Raw genomic sequence first — 19050 nt, forward strand, 5'->3', positions numbered from 1 at the left:
CTCCGACTCACCCGCACCGGGTGAGGAGCGCTCACCCGACGACGGGCCAGAGTCGAAATCGCGGACGTGACCGGCGGGGCGCAGCCTACCGGTCGCCGGCACACCGGCCGACCCGCCGGCTCGCCGCCGTCCAGAACCGCCGGCAGCCGCTGGTCAGGACCACCGACCGCTGCTGTTCAGGACCGCCGGCAGCCGCTGTTCGGGGCCACCGACCGCCGCTGGTCGGGCCGCCGGCAGCCGCGCACCGACCGCCCAGCCGAGCCCGGAGGAACGACGATGGCCAGCCGCGCGACGAGCCGCAGCGACGAGGAGATCCAGCGCGACATCCTGGCGGAACTGGCCTGGGAGCCCCGGGTCCAGCCGAACGAGATCGGCGTCGCGGTGCAGGAGGGCGTGGTGACCCTGCGCGGCTGGGTGGACAACTACGCCAAGAAGTGGGCGGCGGAACGGGCCGCGCACCGGGTGCAGTGGGTCCGGGCGGTCGCCAACGACCTCGAGGTACGGCTGCCGTCCTCGGCCGAGCGCAACGACCCGGACCTCGCGGCGGCGGTCACCCGGTCCCTGGAGTGGGACGCCTTCGTCCCCACCGCCGAGATCGACGTGACCGTCTCACAGGGCTGGGTCGTACTGCGCGGCCAGGTCGAGTGGGAGTACCAGCGACGCGCCGCCGAGCAGGCGGTACGTCGACTGGCCGGGGTCCGGGGCCTGACCAACGGGATCACTGTCGAGTCGCACGAACAGCCGGAACCGGACGAGATCTTCGGACGGATCCAGAGCGCCCTGGTACGCAGCGTGGAGACCGACGCCGCCGGGATCGACATCCGGATCGACGGCGACTCGGTGGTGCTGACCGGCAACGTCCGGTCCTGGCTCGAACGCGAGGAGGCCGAACGGGTCGCCTGGTCCGCACCGGGTGTCACCAGCGTCGACAACCACATCACCGTCCGCCTCTGACGTCTGCCGCTGACGTCCCGCCGCTGACATCCGCCGCTGACGTCCCCGGGTCGACGTCTCCGAGGTCCTCGGGGTCGACGGCTCACAACAGGTTCAGCTCGCGGGCCCGGCGGACGGCGTCCCGGCGCCGGGTGGCGTCGAGCTTGCGGTAGATGTTCCGGACGTGCGTCTTGACGGTGTTGACCGAGAGCGAGAGTTCCGCCGCGATCTCGACGTTGGACAGGATGCTCTGTAGGTAGCGAAGCACGGTCAGCTCCCGCTCGGTCAACGGTTCGCCCAGCGGCGCGGCCGAACGGGTCACCGGCCCGACCGTCCCGTCGGCGGCGCCGAGCAGGTCGTCGACCATCGGCCAGAACGCCGTACCCGAGTCGAGGTGGGCGGCGAGCAGTTCCCGTACCGGCGGATCGGCCCGGGTGAACGGGTGCCGGAAGCCCTCGGGTTCCGCCATCCGCAGCACCCGTTCCAGGACCCGGGCGGCGCGGCGATGGTCCCCGGTCGACCGGGCGGCAGTGGCGTCGAGCAGGCCGGCCGCCAACCGGAGCGGCAGCGGACCGCCGGACCCGGCCGGCGTGTCCCAGTCCGGCAGCGTACGCAGGGCGGCCTGCGGGTCCCGTGCCCGCAGATGTGCCCGGGACAGTGCGACCGCCACCGGCTCGACCGGTGCGGCTCCACGCTCCAGCGCGGGGGTCAGCATCTCCCTGGCCAGCTCGACGTCGCCGTGTGCGATCCACAACTCCGCCTCGGCCGCCAGCAGCCAGTGCGCCAGCGGCTGCGCCTCCGCCCGGTCGCCGAGCCGTCGCCGGGCGCTCGCCAGGGCCTGGTGCGCGCCGGTCAGGTCGCCCCGGTCCCGCAGCAGTTGCGCCCGGAGTACGCCGACCAGCCCGTGCACCAGCGGTTCGTCGACGTACTCGGCGGCCTCGGCGGCGAGGGTCAGATTCGCCTCGGCATCCTCCTGCCGGTCCCGATGCAGCGCGACGAGCGTCTGCGCCAGCGCGGCGTGTACGCCGTCCGCCGGCCGGACCAGCCCGCCGAACGGTGCCGTACCCAGTGCCGTGCGGGCCGCCTCGTCGGCGCTGCCCAGCTCGCCCCGGATCGCCCGGGCCAGCGCCAACCGGCCCAGGCACAGCCGCCCGGCCCGGGGCAGCCCCGCCCGGAGCGCCTCGGCCAGCCCGTCGGCGATGTCCGGCTCGGCGACCGCCAACTCGCCCGACCCGAAGCGGATCATGCCCGGCACCATCCTGGCCACCGCCGCGGCCCGCAGGTCGAGTTCACCCCGCCCCGCGTCATCCTCGCCAGCCGGACCGGACGCCGTCGGATCCCGCCGGAGCAGGTCGCCGACGCCGACCAGGCTGGCGGCAGGTGCTTCCGGGCGGGGCAGGTTGGCGGCGTCGGCCGGACCGGAGGCGGTCGGGCCCAGGTGGAGCAGGTCGGCAACGGCGGCCGGACCGGAGGCGGTCGGGCCCGGGTGGAGCAGGTCGGCGACGGCGTCCCGTACCGCCGGTCCGGCGCCGTTCGACTGGGCCACGGCGAGCCGCAGGGCGGCGGCGAGCCGCCGGAACCGGTACCGGCGGGTGGGGTCGAGCAGTTCGGCGTGCTCGGCGGCCAGCGCCAGATGTCCGGTAGCGGTGGCGGGGTCACCGCCGTCCAGCCGCTCGGTGGCGTAGGCCAGGCCGATCTCGGGATCCGCCCGAACTGCCTCGGCGGGCGGTGCCGGCGGCGCCGACCGCGCCGGACCGGGCTGGCCGTACGGAACGAGGTCCGGCCAGTGCCGCAGCAGCACGTCGGTCGCGTACGTCCAGTCGCGGGCGGCCAGCGCGTGCCGGAGTGACTCGGCCGGCAGGTCGTGCGCGGTGAACCAGGTGGCGGCCCGACGGTGCAGCTCGGTCACCTGCTCGGCGGGGCGCCGGCCCAGCTCGGACCGGAGCAGCTCACCGAGCATCGGATGGCACCGGTACGCCGCCGGCCGGCCACCGAGCGGAATCACGAACCCACCCAGACGGTCCAGTTCGGACAGTACCCGGGCCGCGCCGGACCGACCGGTCAACGCGTCGAGCAGGTCGGCGGAGAAGCCGGCGACCAGCGACGCCCGGCACAGCGCCTCGCGGGCGTCGGCGGAGAGCCCGGCGAGCAGTTCCTCGGTGAGGTAGTCGGTGACGTCCGGATGCTCCCCGGTGAACTCGTCGACGAACCGGGCCGGGTCGGGATGCCCCGGCAGGGCGAGCGCGGCGAACCGGAGACCGGCCGGCCAGCCCTCGGTGCGGCTCACCAGCCGGCGGGTCTGCTCGGGCGGCAGCGGCTCCCCGTACGCGGAGAACAGGTCGGCCACCTCGTCGGGCCGGAACGCCAGGTCGGCGGCGCGGATCTCGGTCAGCTCGCCGCTGAGCCGCCAGCGGTGCAGGGCGAGCCCCGGGTCGGTACGACAGCCGATCACCAGCCGCAACCGGCCCGCCGTGTGCCGGAGCAGGAACTCCAGCCCGCTGGAGACCTCGGGGTCGTCGACCTGGTGCAGGTCGTCCAGGATCAGCGTCGCCGGCCCGGTACGCCGCGCCAACTGGTCGGCGAGGGTCTCCAGCCCGTACCCGGGATCCGGTTCGTCCCCGGCATCCGGTTCCTGCCCGTCCACCGCCGGACGCAGCGCGGCGTACAGATATGACCAGAGTCGCGCCCCGCCGTCACCCGGCTCCAGGGAGAGCCACGCCACCGGCCCCCGGTCCGGTCCCTTCGCGGTGCGGCCGGCCGTCGCGTTACGGGCCCGGCACCACGAACTCAGCAGCACCGTCTTGCCCCAGCCGGCCGAGGCCGAGACGAGGGTCAGCGGCCCGGCGGTGCCGAGGTCGAGCAGGTCGAACAGCCGGGACCGGGGCAGCAGTACCGCCCCGGCTCGCGGCGCGGCGGCCAGCTTCGCGGTGAGCAGCGGCGGCGCCGGACGCCCGTGGTCGGAGTCCGGGCCGGCGAGCCCCGAACCGGTACCCGGCACGACCGCCACGGCCAGTTCCTCGATCCGGTCCATCGACAACGCCCCACCTCCTCCGGCCCGTCACGGTCGACGGCCCGACGCGGATACCCGGACCGGCGCGGTTCACCCCTTGCGGACGAGCCGGGTTCACCCGGCACCGCCGGACGATGACTGCCCAGGACCCGGCGGACCGACGACGGGCCGGGAAAGAACCCCGGGGCGTGGCGGGGAGGGCGATGGACGTATCCGGCCGGACGGCCGACGGGCGGGCCGGCCCGCGGACGTACGCGGTGACGATCGACCGCCCACCGGCCGAGGTGGCACCGGACGGAAAGCTCCCCGAGCCGGTGGCCCGCCTCGGTCCCGGGGTGGCGGTGACGGTACGCCCGGCACCCGGCGGTCGCGGCACGGAACTGGTCGCCGTGCTGTGCGAGGACGAGCCCGGTCCGCTCGCCAGGCTGTCGGCGAGGCTCGTCGGCGAGGATCGCCGGGCGGCGGTACGCATCGCCCTGCGCCAGGCGAAGCAGGTCGCCGAGACCGGCGAGGTGCTCCGGTGAAGGCACTCTGTTGGCAGGGCCCGGACCGGGTCGCCGTGGAACGGGTACCGGATCCCCGGATCGTCAACGCGCAGGACGTCATCGTGCGGGTACGCCAGAGCATGACGTGTGGCTCCGACCTGCACCTGATCAGTGGACGGTTCCCGGACATGCAGCCGGGCGACGTACTCGGGCACGAGTTCGTGGGCGAGGTGGTGGAGGTCGGTTCCGAGGTACGCCGGCACGCCGTCGGCGACCGGGTGGTGGTCTGCTCGGTCGTCGCCTGCGGGCGGTGCTGGTACTGCCGGCAGGGGCTTCCCTCCTGCTGCGACAACGGCAACACCAACCCGGAGATCGCCGAACTGGCCTGGTCGGCGGTACCGGCCGGCTGCTTCGGCCACTCGCATGCGCTGGGCGGCTTCGCCGGCAGTCACGCCGAGTACGTCCGCGTCCCGTACGCCGACCACGGCGCGTTCCGGGTGCCGGACGAACTGAGCGACGACCGCGCGGTCTTCGCCTCGGACGCGGCACCGGCCGGCTGGCTCGGTGCCGAGTTGGGCGACGTGCGACCCGGTGACGTGGTCGCAATCTGGGGCTGCGGCGCGGTGGGTCAGTTGGCGGCCCGGGCGGCGGTACTGCGCGGTGCGGACCGGGTGATCTGCGTCGACCTCGTCGAGGACCGGCTCGCCCTGGCCGAACGCGAGATCGGGGTGGAGACACTGCACTGCGCGCGGGTGGACGCCGGTGCGGAACTGCGGGAGCGTACCGGGGGCCGGGGCGCGGACGTCTGCGTGGAGGCGGTCGGCATGGCGCCGCCTCGGGCCGGTACCCGGGGTGGGCGACTCCGGCACGGCGCGGACGAGCCCGGCGGCGTACGCGAGGCGGTGCACGCCTGCCGCAAGGGCGGAACCGTCGTCGTCCTCGGCGTCTTCGCCGGGTACGTCGACGGGTTTCCGCTCGGCGCGGTGCTGCACAAGGGGCTGACCGTCCGGGGCGCCCGGCAGCACGGCCAGCGGCACATCCCGGAGGTGCTGGACCGGATGCGGCGCGACGAGTTGCGTCCCGAATACCTGGCCACACACCGGTTTTCGCTTGACGACGGCCCACGCGGCTACGACCTGTTCCGAGATCGCACGGAGGGCTGCGTCCGGGTCGTCTTCACCCCGGACGGCCGCTGAGCCGGCGTGGACGGCCGGTGAGCCAGCGCGGACGGCCGGTGAGCCAGCGCGGACGGCCGCTGGGCCAGCGCGACGCGGGTCCGGCGAACTGGTCGCCGGACCCGCGTCGGGGTCGACGGTTGCGGAGCGACGCGTCAGGCGGGCAGGCCGCCGACCTGGGTGTTGATCCAGGACCGGATGGAGGACAGGTCGCCGTAGATGGACGGCCCGGTGGCGCAGGTCGGGTTGTTGTTACCGGCCCGACTGGTCGCACCGATCAGGTTCCACCGGCCACCGACGCTGCGCACCTGCGGGCCGCCGGAGTCGCCGTAGCAGGCGCCCGCGTTGCCGTTCGTGTTGTTGGTGCAGATCTCGTACGTCCCGTTGATGCCGGAGCAGCGGCTGTCGGCCACGATCGACGTGTCCAGCTCGTTGGCGACGGTCGGCGCCGAACCGCAGCCCCGGACCGGACAGGTCTGTCCCCAGCCGATGATCCGGGTCGCCGTACCGACCGCACCGGAGGTGGTCGGGATGACGGCCGGGGCGTGGCTCACCGAACTGGCGAGCTGGAAGAGCTTCACGTCGATGGACGGGTGGTTCACCGCGCGCAGCACGCTGACCACGGTGCCACCGCTGCTGCGGTTGATGCTGCCCACCCGTACCGAACTGGGCGTGGGACAGTGCTTGGCGGTGACCACCCAGTTGGCCTTGATCAGCGAGGCCGAGCAGCCCGAGGTGTAGACCAGGAACGAGTAGTTCTCCGACGCCGGCCGGCCGTTCACCACCATCGTGCCGACGCCGCCGTCGCCGTCGGTGGCCTCCGGTCCGGGTGCCTGGGACGCCGCCGGCACGTTCGCGTACCCGGCCGAGGGTGCGGCCGAGGCGACGGCCGGCAGGGACAGGCCGGCAGCGACCAGGGCGGCCACCAGACAGGTACGGCGGAGAAGCACCCGGGCCGGGTGTGGTCGGGACATGACGGGCCTCCAGGGGTGTCGGAGTCGAGGTCAGGCAGCACACTAGCGCCAGATAGACAGCCGTAGATACATATCCCTTCTCCCCTACCACCGCGCGATGCGACGGGCAGACCGGTGGCACGGGTTGACCCACGACCCGGTCGAGTTGACCCTCGACCTGGTCGAGGGGGCACAATCCCTGGTCATGGACGGGGGTGGCCGACTGCTCGGCATCGGCGAGATGGCCCGGGCCAGTGGCCTGAGCATCAGCGCGCTGCGTTTCTACGACGGTGCCGGCGTACTGGCGCCCGCCCTGGTGGACCCCGGAACCGGCTACCGCCGCTACGCCGAACGGCAGCTACCGGCCGCCCGCCTGCTGGCCGGCCTGCGCCGGATTGGTATGCCGCTCGCCGAGATCACCCGACTGCTGGAGCTGCGCGGATCGGACCCGGCCGCCGTGTCGCGGCTGCTGGACGCGCATCTGCGTCGACTGGAGGACGGGCTCGCCGACGCCCGCCGGGAGGTGGCCCGGCTCCGGGTGCTCTGCACCGCCACGCCGCCGACGGTCGGGCCGGAGGTCCGGCTGACCGTGGCCGGACGGGAACTGGCCGCAGCGGTCGACGCCGTCCGGTTCGCCGCCGGGGCGGATCCCGGGCTGCCGATGCTGGGCGGGATCTACTTCGAGATCGACCGGGGCGTGCTCCGACTGGTCGCCACCGACCGGTACCGGATGGCGGTGTCGGCGGTCGCCACCGACGGCTACCCGACGGTCCTGCCGGAGATCGCCACCGACGGACACTCGACCTTCGCGCCGGGAAGCGCCACCGACGGGTACCGGCGGGTGGTGTCGGCGGGCGACGACGACCGGATCGGCACCGGCACCGCGGCGGGCGACGACGCCGGTGCGACGGTCGGCGCCTCGGGGGTGACGGCACCGGTCGCGTTCGTTGACGCGGCCCGGGCGCTGCTGACCGGTGGCTGGCCGGCCACCCTCACCCTCGGGCCCGCCGCCATCAGCCTCAGCGTGCGGGACCGGCGGGTCAGCGGCACCCCGACGGGGCACGACTTCCCGGACTACCGCCGGTTGCTCCGGACCGCCACCGACGGGCCGGACCGCCGCCGGGTGACCGTCGACGTGGCCGGGCTACGCGAGCGGCTGGCCTGCGCCGAGACCCGGACGGTGGTACGCCCGGACGACGGCGCACGGTGTGCGGTAAGCGTCCTCGCGGTCGACGCCGCGAACCGGCTCACCGTCTCTCCCGCCGACGCGCCGGCCGAGCCGAGCGGTCCGGGTCCGGTGGTACGGGTCGGGGTGAACCGCGAGTTCCTACTCGACGCCCTGGACGCGGTCGGCCCGGGCCAACTGGTCCTCGAACTCGACGGACCGATCCGCCCACTGGCGGTACGCCGACTCGACGACGACCGCGCGTTCTCGATCCTGATGCCGATCCAACTCTGACGCCGAGCCGGGACTTCCGGGTGGCGGATCGACTCAGGCGTCCTCGCCCAACTCGGTGAAGAGGGTCAGTTGCAGGTGACCGGGAGCCGCCAGCCGTGAGTTCAGCGAGTTCCACGGCGTACGGGTCGGCTCGGCGATCACCGTCGCGCCCGCGTCGGCGAGGGTCGCGGTGACCGCCGGGGCGTCGTCGACCTCGAACGCGACCCGGATGTGCCCGGCGACCCGACGGCCCACCTCGACCTCGTCGATGTACTCGGCGTGCCCCGGATCGGTGATCTCCAGGGTGGCCAGCCCGGCCTCCAGGATGGTCACCCGACCGTCTGGTGAGGAGAACGCCGCCCGTTCCGGCAGGCCCAGCACGTCCCGATAGAACCGGAGTGCCTCGTCGTAGTCGTCGGCGGTGACCACCAGCCGGAGTTGTCGGACCGGGGACGGCTCAATCATCGCCCCAGTCTGACACGCTACCGAGGCCCGAAGATCTCCCTACCTCGACAGTGGCGGAGATCGTGGAACACGCGGAGGCAGTGGATGACCGGTCGGGAGCAGGATGACCGCCTACAGTAGCTAGATGGCTTTTGTCCGCTTCAACCGGTTAGTCCTGGGGCGGGCACGCCGCCGGGTCGGTGCCGCGCTGGCCGTACTCGGTGGGGTGCTCGTGCTGGCCGTGGTGGTGGTCAACGACGCACCCGGGCCACGACGGACCGGCGATCGGCCCCCGGCGGTCGCGGACCCGCTCCTGCCGGCGCCGGTCGCACCGCCCGCGACACCGACCACCGTGCCGACCCTGCCCGCTGCGGCACCCCCGGCGGACCTGCCGGTGGTCGACTACGGACCCGCGCCGCGCGGTTTCCCCCGGGACCCCGCGCCGATGTCGGCGATCCGGCTCGGCGAGGGGCTCCGACCGATCCGCCGGATCGCCGCCTACGACGCGCCCGGCGGACGACCCCGGGCGTTCCTCGCCCCCACCATCGGCGGAGTGCCGGTGACCATGCCGATCGTGACCCGCCGGGCGGGCTGGACCGCCGTGCTCCTGCCGTCGGCGAACCGGACCATCGCCTGGGTGCCGCCCGGCCCGTGGAGCACCGTCGAACTGCGCGACCTGGTCGTGGTGGTCCGACACACCCACCGGCTGCACTGGTACCGGGACGACCGGCTGGTCCGGTCCTGGCCGGTCAGCGTCGGCACGTCGGCCACACCCACCCCGCTCGGCCGGACGTTCATCCTCGGCCGCTCCGCCCTACCGGGCCGGGTGTACGCGGACACCGAGGTATTCGCGCTGGGCGCCGTACCCGACGATCCCGGCTCGGTGCCGGCCGGACTGCGCGGCGCGCACATCGGACTGCACGCGTGGTACCGGGACCACGACCTCGGCCGGAACAACAGCAACGGCTGCATCCGGATCACCCGGAAGGCTCAGGAGCTGCTGCTCGCCGAGTTGGTACCCGGTACCGAACTGCTGGTGCTCGACCGCTTCTCCGCACCCGACCGGCTTCCCGGGCTCGGCCCGGTCCCCGTCGCGGCCCGCTGACCACCCGCTCGCCCGGAAGCCTCGACCCGGGTGGTTTCATCCGGACGGACGTACTGGTCCGGGGCAAGGCTCCGACGGCGACGGCTCGCGGTCCCGGCAACAGGTCCCGGTTTCAGGTCCCGCCTTCAGGTCTCGGCTACAGATCCCGGCTACAGGTTCCGGCTACAGGTCCCGGCGCATGCAGACCCGGGGCCACCGGTCCAGGCCGTGTGCCGCCTCGCGGGCCCTGATCACCGCCAGCCCGGGAGTCAGCTCGTGCTCGTCGAGGACGACGAACCCGCACCGGAGGTAGTACGGGGCGTTCCACGGCACGTCGACGAAGGTGGTCAGGGTCAGCGCCGGTACGCCGGTCGCCGTCGCGTACTCGGCGAGGTGGTCGAGCAGCCGTCGGCCCACTCCCCGGCGGGCGGCCCGGGGATGCACCGAAACCTGCTCGACGTGCAGGCAGCCGTCCACCGGCTCGGCGACCAGATAGCCGACCGGCACGTCGGCGCTGACCGGCACGTCGCCACCCACCGGCAGGCCGTGACCGGCTGGTACCTCGGCGGGGTCGGTCCGACCCGGCTGCCGGCGATCGCCGAGCGGACCCACCGGCGGGACCGCGACCCAGGCCAGACCCGCGTGCAGGTAGCGGGTCAGCTCGTCCACCGACGGCGGCTCGTCGTCGGCGACCTCCGGCATCCCGATGTCCCGGAAGGACCGCCCGGCGGCCCGCTCGATCTCCCGCAACCCGGCCAGGTCGCGGGGGCGGGCGGCACGGATCCGCATCCGGTCATCCTCGCCGCCCGGCCTGCGGGCGGCGAGTGATATTCCGGCCACCCGGGCGGGCTCGGGTACGGCCGTACGCGACGAAGGCCGCCCCGAGCCGAATCCAGGTGTCGGCGACCGAGAACGCTCGCCTGTGGCCAGCGCCCCTCGACTGGCGCCGGCCCTAGTCGTCGCACCCGTAGCCGTCGCCGTCACGATCGAGGTCGTAGATGTCCTCACCGATAACCCTCACCGGGCCGCTGACGTACGCCGGACCGTTGCCGCTGCCGCCCGCGCAGTCCACGTCGCTGGCGATCGGCACGCAGCCGCCGTAGTTCGGATCGCACTCCCGGGTCTCCTTGGTGCCGACCGCGACAACCTGCGTCACCGGCTTCCTGGTGACCACCTCTTTGAGGAGCCTCTTGCCGGTCTGCACCCCGTTGACGTACGTGACCTCGTAGGTGAGGGTCTTCGAGCCCTTGACCCCGGCGGTTCGGACCTTGCGCTTGCCCTCGGCCAGGGAGGGATCTTCTACGGTCCGCTGACCGAACGGGATAGCGCGAGTCTCGGTGATCCTCCGCTTCTCGGCCGTAGGGCTCGCCGACGTCGGCGCGGGACTCGCGACCGCCGGCACGTCGGGCGCAGGTGAACCCGGAGACGGGGACAGAGACGGAGACGGGAACGGGGAGGGGGACGGAGACGGGGACGGCGCGGCAGGCGCGGGCGCATCGGTTGCCGAGGAGGTGCGCCTCGATCCGGCGTCCGGATCGACGCTGTTCCCGATCGCGGCTAGCCCGCCGCAGCAGAGCAGGAGCGAGAGGACCGGGCCGCCGACGAAGAGCGCGGCTTTCTGCCCCGGACCGAGTCGGCCGAGCAGGCCGGCTCGCGATTGGGGTACCCCGGCCCCGTACGCCGTCCCGGCTGGCGACTGGAACATCGGTTGCTGCGGCCCGGCCGAGTACGCCGAGGGCTGATGTGGTTGATCGGTCACCGGAGCAGTCTTGGCCCACCGCGAGATCATCCATAGTGGTCGAGCGGCGACACTTCGTGATGCCATCCGGTTCTCGTCGAGGACACCGTCGTGCCTGACGTCCAACCGAGAGGCGCCGATTCCCGCCGTACGTAGGAGTACCGGTCGTCAGATCGCCAACCGGACCGGACGGCGGCCGGTAGCCCTTCGCACGGGTCAGGTCTGCCCGGACTCCGCCGACCCCACTGCTACCGGACCACCACTCTCTCCTGCCGGACGATCCGGTGGAGGCCGGTCGCCGCGGTGCAGAGCCAGAGGGCGTACGACCACAGCAGCACGCGTTCGGCGAGCCCGGCCACGCTCTCGTACCGGCCGAAGGTCAGCGCCGGGCCGTCGGTCATCACGTCGACTCCGATCACCGCGAAGCCCAGGAACCCCAGCACACACAGGACGGTCGACACGGTCAACATCCGGTGCACCGAACGCCACCGAGGGTCCCGCCGCCACACCCGGGTCAGCAGGACCGCCGCCACCGGCAGGACGGCGAACGCGGTCAGTCCGGCCAGCCCGTGCACCGTGCCGGCGGGCGAGGGTGGCCGGTCCCACTGGCCGTACGGGTCGGTCGGGAAGGCCGCTCCGACCAGTACGGCGACGGCCCAGACCCCGAGCAGCCAGAGTCCGGTCCTGCCGCCCTCGGTTCTGGCGACGGCCAGCCGGAGCAGTCCCGCCGACGCTACGCCGAGCGTCAGCAGCCCGACCGGGACCAGCCAGCCCACCCCGGGCGCGTGCACGTAGTGGCTGACCATCCGCTCCACCGGACTCCATCCTCGGGTGCCGAGATCGGCCACGGCGAAGCCGACGAACGGCAGCACCAGCCCGACCGGTACGGCATCGGCGACGACGTCGTGGCGCGGCGCTCGCCGCACGCCGACGGGTCGGACCGGCCGGATCGGGGATTCGGCGCGGGACATCTGGGCCTCCTCGCTGGACCTGCCAGGCACTGCGGACAACCCGAACGTTATGGGCCGACCGGCCGACGACGCGTCGTTCCGATGCGGACATCCGCGTCGACGCCACCGGATTACCGACTACACCGATTGGAGTAGCGCACGTCCGGTCGTCAAGCTGTGCGGTCGTCGAGCTGTGCGGTCGTCAACTCGTGCGGTCGGCCGTTCGGCGTTGGTAGTGCCGGGAGACGCGGGCGCGGTTGCCGCAGGACGGCTTGCACCACTCCTGGCGCGGGTGCTCCTTGACGAAGTAGCGCACGCAGCGGGGCGCCGGACAGGCGGCCAGCCGGTCCCGGGCCGGACTGGCGAGGAACTCGATCGCGGCCCGGGCCAGTCCGGCGATCAGACGTACCCGGGCGTCGGCCGGCGGTCCGGACCAGGCGATCATCGGGTTGCCCCGGTCCGGCCAGTTCAGTACCGGCCGGACCGGCCACCGTGCGGCGGCCTGGTTGAGCCGGTCGACGGCATCCTGCGTCGGCAGCAGCATGGCGGAGTCGACCCGGCTCGGCGGACCGGGGCGGACGGCGCGGGCGAAGAGGGTACGCACCGCGTGGCGCAGCCCGACCACCTCGACCCGGAGCCGCTCGTCGACCGCCCCGTCGACCAGCCCGCCAATCGAGCCGTCGAAGGAGCCGTCGGCCGGATCGTCGGAACCGGTGGTCGGATCCGGCCCGCCGACGTACTCCCGCAGTGGTTCGGCCTGCTGCCGGAGCCAGGCGGTCAGCCCGGCGACGTCGGTGAGGTCGTCCGCGACGCCACCGTTGCCGTCGTGCCGGATCGTGCTGGCCAGGGCGAGCGCGAGTTGTTGGGACATCGGCGTCTCCCCTGGTAACGGCTTGTCTGGTCGGCCGGGCCCAGGGTAGCGTGCCTAATGGTAGAAACGCGAGCAACCATTAGGGGGAACGGAATGCTCGTCATCGCCCACCTCAGCGACACGCATCTCGACAGCCATCCGCGCTCGGCGGAGCGGACCGCCCGGGTGATGGACTACCTGCACGCCCTGCCGCGACCGGTCGACGCGATCCTGGTCACCGGGGACATCGCCGACCACGGCGAGGTGAGCGAGTACGAGACCGCCGCCAGGCTGCTCGCCTCCCCACTGCCGGTACTGTGCTGCCCCGGCAACCACGACGTGCGGGACGCGTACCGCAAGGGTCTGCTCGGCGACGGGCGCGGCGGCACCGGCCCGATCAACAGCCGCCACGACGTGGCCGGCGCAGTCTTCCTGCTCGCCGACTCGTCGGTGCCGGGCCGGGACGACGGCCACCTCGACGCGGAGACCCTGACCTGGCTCGCCGACGAGGCGGACTCGGCACCGTCCGGGGCGCCCGTCCTCGTCGCCTTCCACCACCCGCCGGTTGCCCTGCACCATCCGGTCATCGATCCGATGCGCCTGCTGCCGGCCGACCCGCTGGCCGCACTGCTGGCCGACCGGCCGCAGGTCGTCGCGGTGCTGACCGGGCACTTCCACACCGCCGCCGCGAGCACCTTCGCCGGTCGCCCGCTGCGGATCGCCCCCGGCGTCGTCTCCACGCTCCGACTGCCGTGGGAGGGCGACGGCCCACTGGTCGACCTGCGCCAGCCGCCCGGGGTGGCGTTCCACGTGTTGGACGACACGGGGCTGCTCACCACCCACTACCGGGTGGTGGTCTGAGCGTGCAGGGCATCGCCGTACTCGGATTCCTGGCCGCCGTCGCGCCGATCACCGCTACGCCGGGCACCAGTCTGACCCTGGTCGTCTCGCGGGTCGCCGCCGGCGGGCGCCGGCAGGGCTGGTGGGTGATCCTGGGTACGCTCACCGGGCTCTACGTGCACGCCACGCTCGCCGCCGTCGGGCTGGCCGCGCTGGTGATGCGATCGTCCCAGGCGTTCTGGGTGGTGAAGCTGCTCGGCGCCGGCTACCTGGTCGGCCTCGGACTGTGGCTGCTCTGGACGGCGACCCGCCGCCGGCCGCCGGCCGCCCAGACTCCGCAGCCGGCTTCCCAGCAGCCGGCCGCACATACCACCGAGCAGCCGGCGCCCCAGACCTCACAGCCGGCCACACAAACCGCGCAGTCGGCCGCGCATGCGCCGGATGGTCGGGGCCGGCGGCTGCCGTGGCGTGGGCACCATCCCTACCTACAGGGATTTCTCGGCAACGTGCTCAACCCGAAGGCGGCGGCCGTCTACCTGACGCTGGCCCCCCAGTTCCTCGACGCCGACGGTCCGGTGCTGGTCCCGATGCTGGTACTCGGCACGGCGCACGCGGTACTGGCCGGCTGCTGGCTCGCCGGCTGGACCGCGATCTCGGCCGCCGCCGTCCGGCTGTTGCGCGGCGTACGGGTGCGGCGGGTGCTCGACCAGGCGACCGGGACGCTCCTGGTCGGACTCGGCATCCGTACTGCGGTGAGTTGACCGCACCGGGGCCGATCCCCCGGGACGTACCGCTGTCCGTGACATCCGACCCTACCCCTATGTAGAGTTCCGAGCATGAGTAGTGAAGTGCGGGTCACCACTGCGGTGGCGAGAGTGCTCGCCGCGTTCCTCGACGATCCGGCGACGCACCGCTACGGCCTGGACCTGATCGGTACGACCGGGCTGCCCAGCGGCACCATGTATCCGATCCTGGTCCGGCTCCAACGGGCCGGCTGGATCGACTCGGCCTGGGAGGAGATCGATCCGGTCGCCGCCGGCCGGCCCGCACGTCGCTACTACCGGCTCACCCCGGACGGTCTGGTCCGGTCCCGCACCGAGCTTGCCCTGCTGCACCAACAGCTCGGCGGCGTACGTCCGACCGACGGCACCAGCCGGCCGGGCACCCCGAAGCCGAGGCCGGCGTGAACGGCGTCCCGACGATCGCCGACACCCTGCTCCGGATGGCCGCTCGCAGGTGGCCCGCCGAGTTGCGGATGCTGCCCGAGTGGCGGGCCGAGCTGGCGGCGATCCGCGCCGATCCGGCCGCCGGCCCGCTGACCAGGGCCGTCCGGCAACTGCGGTTCGCGCTCAGCCTCGCCGGCTCGCCACCGGCCGAGGACGGGTACGGCGTACCGCGCGGTTGGCGGGAGGTGCTGCCCGACGCCGGCCGGGCCCTGCAACCGCTGGTGGTACTGCTCGGCGCGGCGCTGTTCTGCGAGTTGCTGGTCGGCGTCCTCGACCTGCTGGGCGCGACGGTGCTGTCCCTGACCGGGGGCGAACCGGACCGTCTCGGCCCTACCGCCGGCATCGACTGGCCCGGCAACATCGCCTCGGTCGCCGGGCTCGTCGTCGCGGTCGTGCTCGCCGGCCGGCTCGGCGGTTGGCTGGGCCGGCGGCTGCCCCTCGACCGGACGCACCGTACCCGGCTCGGGGTGGCCGGCTCGGCGGTGCTGGCTCCGCCGGTGATGGCCGCCGGCACGGTGGCCCTGTACGCCACCATCTACGCCGCCCCGGAACCGCAGCCGGGCGTCACCGTGCTCGCCTCCGAGCCGGTACCCGCACTGCTGCTCTGGGCCGCCCTGCTCGCACCGCTGGCCGGCTGGACCGCCCGGCTCGGGGCCCGTGGACAGCGCCGGGCGGCGGCACTGCTCGCCGTCGCGGGCGGGCTGCTCGCGCTCGAACTGGTCGCCGTGCTCGCCGGCCGGCACGCGGCGGTGGCGGAGAACCTGGACTTCGGCACCGCCCCGTGGTGGTTTCCGCTCAGTCTGCTGGACCCGCACGGCAGCGGGGTCCAGTTCGGCCGCGTCGAGCAGGGCTACGTGGCCTCGGAGATGGTCGTCATGATCGTCGCCAACACGCTGCGCCCGCTGCTCGCTGCCACCGCCTTCGCGCTCTGCTACGGCACGGCGGCGGCGCGGGGACCGAGGTCGGCCGGGGCCGGGGTGCCGCGTCGGGTCGAATCCGTCGTCGGGGACGGGCTCCGGGCGGTGCCGCTCGGCCGCCTTCCGGGCTTCGGCGTGACGGTCGCGGCGACCGGACTGGGCCTGTGGGCGTACGCGGCGACGATCCTCACCCCGGACCTGGTCGAGGTGGCGGCGGTCGACGAGGTGCAGAGCTGGGAGCTGCACCTGTGGGCCCAGGAGCTGCGGCAGGCCGGGATCGTGCTCGCCGTACTCGGGCTGCTGCTGGTGGCCGCCGTACGCGGTGCGGTGCTGCTGCCCGGACTGTGCACCGCCGCACTGCTGCTCGCCGCCGACTCGGTACTCGACGCCGCCGACCTCGCCCGGCCGAGCCTGCTGCCCGGAGTCTTCGGCGCCGGTGTGGCGGTGCTGGCGCTCGGCTGGTGGCTCGGCGGCGCCCTCACCCGCCGCACCGGCCAGCACGACCGGACCGAACAACACGACCGGACGGAACAGCACGACCGGACGGGACAGCACGACCGCACCGGACCGGACGGCCCGACGGCACGGGCGGAGATTCCGGAGTACGTCGTACGGCGCCGGCTCGTCTGGGTGTCGGGAGTGGCCGCTTTCTGCGCCCCGGCGCTGCTGTTCCGGGCGAGTTGGCCGGGCGAGCTGACCCCGGTCGGGTACCCGATCGGCACCGCACTCACCGCCACCGCCTTCGCCCTGCTGGCCGGGGTGACCGCGCTCGCCGTACGCGACGCGCGGCTGCCGGTCGCGGTCGCCGTACCACTGGTCGGGCTACCGGCGCTGCTGATGGCCGTCCTCGGTGGACTCAGCGGTGGTGCCGCCGGCGAGGTCGCCTTCGGCTCCGCGCTCGGTCCGGTACTGCTGGCCGTAGTGCTCGCCACCGTCACCGTGCGACGCCGGCCCGGGGCCGCCTGGCGGTGGGCCATGGTCGGCGTCGGCGCAGTGCTGCTCGCCCTGCCGTCGGCGTACGCCCAACTCGCCCTGGGCCCGCTGCTCGGCGAGCCGTTGCTGCGCGCCGCCGACTACGGCCGCCCGGTGGACGGCCTGCCCTACCTGCCCGGTACGGTCCTGCTCGCCGCCGTGCTGGCGGTGGTGTTCGCCACTCGGGTGGTGCCGGGCGGGCCGACCCGAACGATTCCTGAACCCGCCCCGAACCCGCCCGGCGACGATGGGCGGGTTCGCACGACCACGGACCCTGGGAGGGTGGATGCGCGGGTGGATTCCTGGCCGGCCGGTGCTGTTGGGCGCGGTGCTGGGCCTGGCGCTGCTGTCGGGGGTGACGGCCTGCGGTGACGGCGACGATCCGGCGCCGACGGTCGGGTCCGGCGGTACGGACGGCGGCGGTACCGACGGTGGCGCCGCGCCGACCGGCGGCCCGGGGACCGGCGCCCCGGCCGGTGGCGTCGGCACCGTCACGGTGACCGCCGACGGCAAGAGGTACGAGTTCGCCACCGACGACTGCTCCACCGTCGAGGTACCGGCGAAGATCTTCTCGCTCAGCACCGCCGAGGCCGACATCGAACTCTCCCTGCCGCACGACCCGGGGCCGTTCGACCAGGACACCGACGGGGTGACGGTGCCGTTGACGCTGGGTGGCGCCGACGAGACGTACCAGACGGTGGCGTTCACCGGTCAGCGCACCGAGGACGGCGCGAGCACCTCGGGCAGCCTGAGCGGTACGGCGCGCCGGGCCACCACCGGCCAGCAGGTCGAGTTCAGCGTGGACTTCGCCTGCCCGCTCGTGCGAGGCTGACCGGACCGGACCGGACCGGACGCGGCGCGACCGACCGCGCGCCGCGAGTCCCCTTCCGACAATCCCCGAGGTTTCTTCCGGTACGGGTGGCGTCCCTTCTCGGTATGAGTGGGGCGTTTCACCCGGCCCAGCCGCAAGCTTCGGTCAAGAAATTGTGATCAACGGCACTGTCCCGCCGCCCTGGCCGCACAATCAGAGGACGTTCGGCCTAAGTGGACGGGGGAACGGCCATGACTCTTGATGCGACCGATGTGACCTGGGGAATCAGCGCGTCGACCTTCCTGTCGGGTTATCTCCTCCTGGCGGTGGCGGTCGTCGGTTACGCCGCCGTACGCCGCCGTCAGCTCCTCGCCGGGCCGGAGGCCGTACGCACCTCGCAGTTGAGCGCCGTCGAGATCGCGTACCTGAACGGCGGCGAGCGGTTGGCCATCTGCACGGCCCTGGCCGCGCTGCGCAGTGCCGGGGCGGTCGGGATCGGACCCGCTCCGGACCGGTTCCTGGTCGTCGAGGGGGAACGGCCGGTCGGGGCCGGCGCGCTGGAGACGGCGATCTACCGGTTCGCCGGACAGCGCCGGACACCCCGGGAGCTGCGGTTCGACTACGGCGTATCCACGGAACTGACCCGGCTGCGCGGTGACCTGGAGCGGGCCGGGCTGCTGCCGGACGCGCAGACCCGGCGGACGCTGCGCCGCTGGACCTGGCTGCTGGTCGGACTGATGCTGCTCGGCGTCGTCCGGCTGCTCGCCGAGGTCTCGGCCGGCAGCGGCGGGCTGCCGCTGGTCATCGTCCTGTCCGGGCTGCTCGTGGCCACCCTGCTGGTGGGGCGCCGGCCGCCCCGCCGGACCCTGGCCGGCAGTTGGGCGTTGACGAGCCTGCGCACCGAACACGCCCATCTGGCCCCGTCCCAGCAGCCGGCCTGGAACACCTACGGGCCGGGCGGCGCCTCGCTGTCGGTCGCGCTCTTCGGTCCGGCGGCGCTCTGGGCGGCGGACCCGGAATTCGCGGCCGAGGCCGGAATCCACCAGCGGCTCGGGGTCGCCTCGGCCGGCGGTTCGGGCGGAATCGCGGGTGGTGGCGCCGGCATCGGCTTCGCGTGCAGCGTGGGCGGGTACGGCTCGGACGGAGGAGGCGGCCACGACGGCGGGGGTGGGGGCGGAAGCGGTTGCGGGGGTGGCGGCGGTTGCGGCGGGGGCGGGGGCAGTT

18 protein-coding genes are annotated in these 19050 nt (G+C 73.7%); 11 read left to right on the top strand and 7 right to left on the bottom strand.

Translation table 11 applies throughout. The annotated features are described in order from the left end of the window. Positions 1-276 precede the first annotated feature (276 nt). On the top strand, positions 277-954 hold the full coding sequence (locus tag Pen02_RS26030) for a BON domain-containing protein (RefSeq protein ID WP_203868732.1): 678 nt from the start codon (positions 277-279) through the stop codon (positions 952-954). A gap of 82 nt (positions 955-1036) precedes the next feature. Here Pen02_RS26030 and Pen02_RS26035 read toward each other — a convergent pair whose 3' ends face one another. Then, on the bottom strand, positions 1037-3964 hold the full coding sequence (locus Pen02_RS26035) for a winged helix-turn-helix domain-containing protein (protein ID WP_203868733.1): 2928 nt from the start codon (positions 3962-3964) through the stop codon (positions 1037-1039). 182 nt (positions 3965-4146) lie between these two features. Between Pen02_RS26035 and Pen02_RS26040 the strand changes: the two genes are divergently transcribed. Both Pen02_RS26040 and Pen02_RS26045 read left to right on the top strand, forming a co-directional pair. Beyond that, positions 4147-4467 carry a hypothetical protein gene (locus Pen02_RS26040; protein ID WP_203868734.1) on the top strand — a complete coding sequence of 107 codons (321 nt, stop codon included), beginning with the start codon at positions 4147-4149 and terminating at the stop codon, positions 4465-4467. Beyond that, a complete protein-coding gene (locus tag Pen02_RS26045) occupies positions 4464-5624 on the top strand; it encodes a zinc-dependent alcohol dehydrogenase (protein ID WP_203868735.1) in 1161 nt (386 codons plus the stop codon). The genes Pen02_RS26040 and Pen02_RS26045 overlap by 4 nt, the downstream gene beginning before the upstream one ends. A 134-nt stretch (positions 5625-5758) precedes the next feature. On the opposite strand, the gene Pen02_RS26050 is transcribed toward Pen02_RS26045, so the two are convergent. After that, the gene (locus Pen02_RS26050; protein ID WP_203868736.1) at positions 5759-6577 is read right to left on the bottom strand and encodes a S1 family peptidase; all 819 of its coding nucleotides are present in this window, start codon (positions 6575-6577) and stop codon (positions 5759-5761) included. A gap of 97 nt (positions 6578-6674) precedes the next feature. Here Pen02_RS26050 and Pen02_RS26055 point away from each other — a divergent pair, with 97 nt between their 5' ends. Then, entirely contained in the window at positions 6675-8015 is a 1341-nt protein-coding gene (locus Pen02_RS26055) for a DNA polymerase III subunit beta family protein (protein ID WP_239141307.1), read from the top strand. A gap of 33 nt (positions 8016-8048) precedes the next feature. On the opposite strand, the gene Pen02_RS26060 is transcribed toward Pen02_RS26055, so the two are convergent. Beyond that, positions 8049-8459 carry a VOC family protein gene (locus tag Pen02_RS26060; RefSeq protein WP_203868737.1) on the bottom strand — a complete coding sequence of 137 codons (411 nt, stop codon included), beginning with the start codon at positions 8457-8459 and terminating at the stop codon, positions 8049-8051. A 124-nt stretch (positions 8460-8583) separates the two neighbouring features. Between Pen02_RS26060 and Pen02_RS26065 the strand changes: the two genes are divergently transcribed. Further along, positions 8584-9543 (top strand): L,D-transpeptidase, encoded by a 960-nt coding sequence (locus Pen02_RS26065; protein WP_203868738.1) that lies wholly within the window; start codon positions 8584-8586, stop codon positions 9541-9543. Between the two features lie 162 nt (positions 9544-9705). Here Pen02_RS26065 and Pen02_RS26070 read toward each other — a convergent pair whose 3' ends face one another. The 4 genes from Pen02_RS26070 to Pen02_RS26085 all read right to left on the bottom strand — a co-directional run bounded on the left by Pen02_RS26070 (position 9706) and on the right by Pen02_RS26085 (position 13081). Continuing rightward, positions 9706-10311, bottom strand: a complete 606-nt coding sequence (locus Pen02_RS26070) for a GNAT family N-acetyltransferase (RefSeq protein ID WP_203868739.1) — start codon at positions 10309-10311, stop codon at positions 9706-9708. Between the two features lie 163 nt (positions 10312-10474). Further along, positions 10475-10924: a G5 domain-containing protein gene (locus Pen02_RS42010; RefSeq protein ID WP_239141309.1), complete on the bottom strand. Its 450-nt coding sequence runs from the start codon at positions 10922-10924 to the stop codon at positions 10475-10477. Between the two features lie 584 nt (positions 10925-11508). After that, positions 11509-12231: a DUF998 domain-containing protein gene (locus Pen02_RS26080; RefSeq protein ID WP_203868740.1), complete on the bottom strand. Its 723-nt coding sequence runs from the start codon at positions 12229-12231 to the stop codon at positions 11509-11511. Positions 12232-12412: 181 nt separating this feature from the next. Next, complete coding sequence (locus tag Pen02_RS26085; RefSeq protein WP_203868741.1) at positions 12413-13081, bottom strand: CGNR zinc finger domain-containing protein; 669 nt, start codon at positions 13079-13081, stop codon at positions 12413-12415. Positions 13082-13174: 93 nt separating this feature from the next. On the opposite strand from Pen02_RS26085, the gene Pen02_RS26090 reads away from it, so the two are divergent. The 6 genes from Pen02_RS26090 to Pen02_RS26115 form a co-directional block, all read left to right on the top strand. Next, on the top strand, positions 13175-13921 hold the full coding sequence (locus tag Pen02_RS26090; protein WP_203868742.1) for a metallophosphoesterase: 747 nt from the start codon (positions 13175-13177) through the stop codon (positions 13919-13921). Between the two features lie 2 nt (positions 13922-13923). Next, positions 13924-14661: a LysE family translocator gene (locus Pen02_RS26095; protein ID WP_203868743.1), complete on the top strand. Its 738-nt coding sequence runs from the start codon at positions 13924-13926 to the stop codon at positions 14659-14661. A gap of 75 nt (positions 14662-14736) precedes the next feature. Continuing rightward, positions 14737-15087, top strand: a complete 351-nt coding sequence (locus Pen02_RS26100) for a PadR family transcriptional regulator (RefSeq protein ID WP_203868744.1) — start codon at positions 14737-14739, stop codon at positions 15085-15087. Continuing rightward, positions 15084-17387, top strand: a complete 2304-nt coding sequence (locus Pen02_RS26105; protein WP_203868745.1) for a hypothetical protein — start codon at positions 15084-15086, stop codon at positions 17385-17387. The genes Pen02_RS26100 and Pen02_RS26105 overlap by 4 nt, the downstream gene beginning before the upstream one ends. After that, entirely contained in the window at positions 17302-17847 is a 546-nt protein-coding gene (locus Pen02_RS26110) for a hypothetical protein (RefSeq protein ID WP_203868746.1), read from the top strand. Before Pen02_RS26105 ends, Pen02_RS26110 begins: the two co-directional genes overlap by 86 nt. 230 nt (positions 17848-18077) lie before the next feature. Beyond that, positions 18078-19050, top strand: a 973-nt coding sequence (locus tag Pen02_RS26115; RefSeq protein ID WP_203868747.1) for a TIGR04222 domain-containing membrane protein, incomplete at its 3' end; no start/stop codon positions are given.

It is taken from the genome of Plantactinospora endophytica, from assembly GCF_016862915.1.
Classification (GTDB): domain Bacteria; phylum Actinomycetota; class Actinomycetes; order Mycobacteriales; family Micromonosporaceae; genus Plantactinospora; species Plantactinospora endophytica.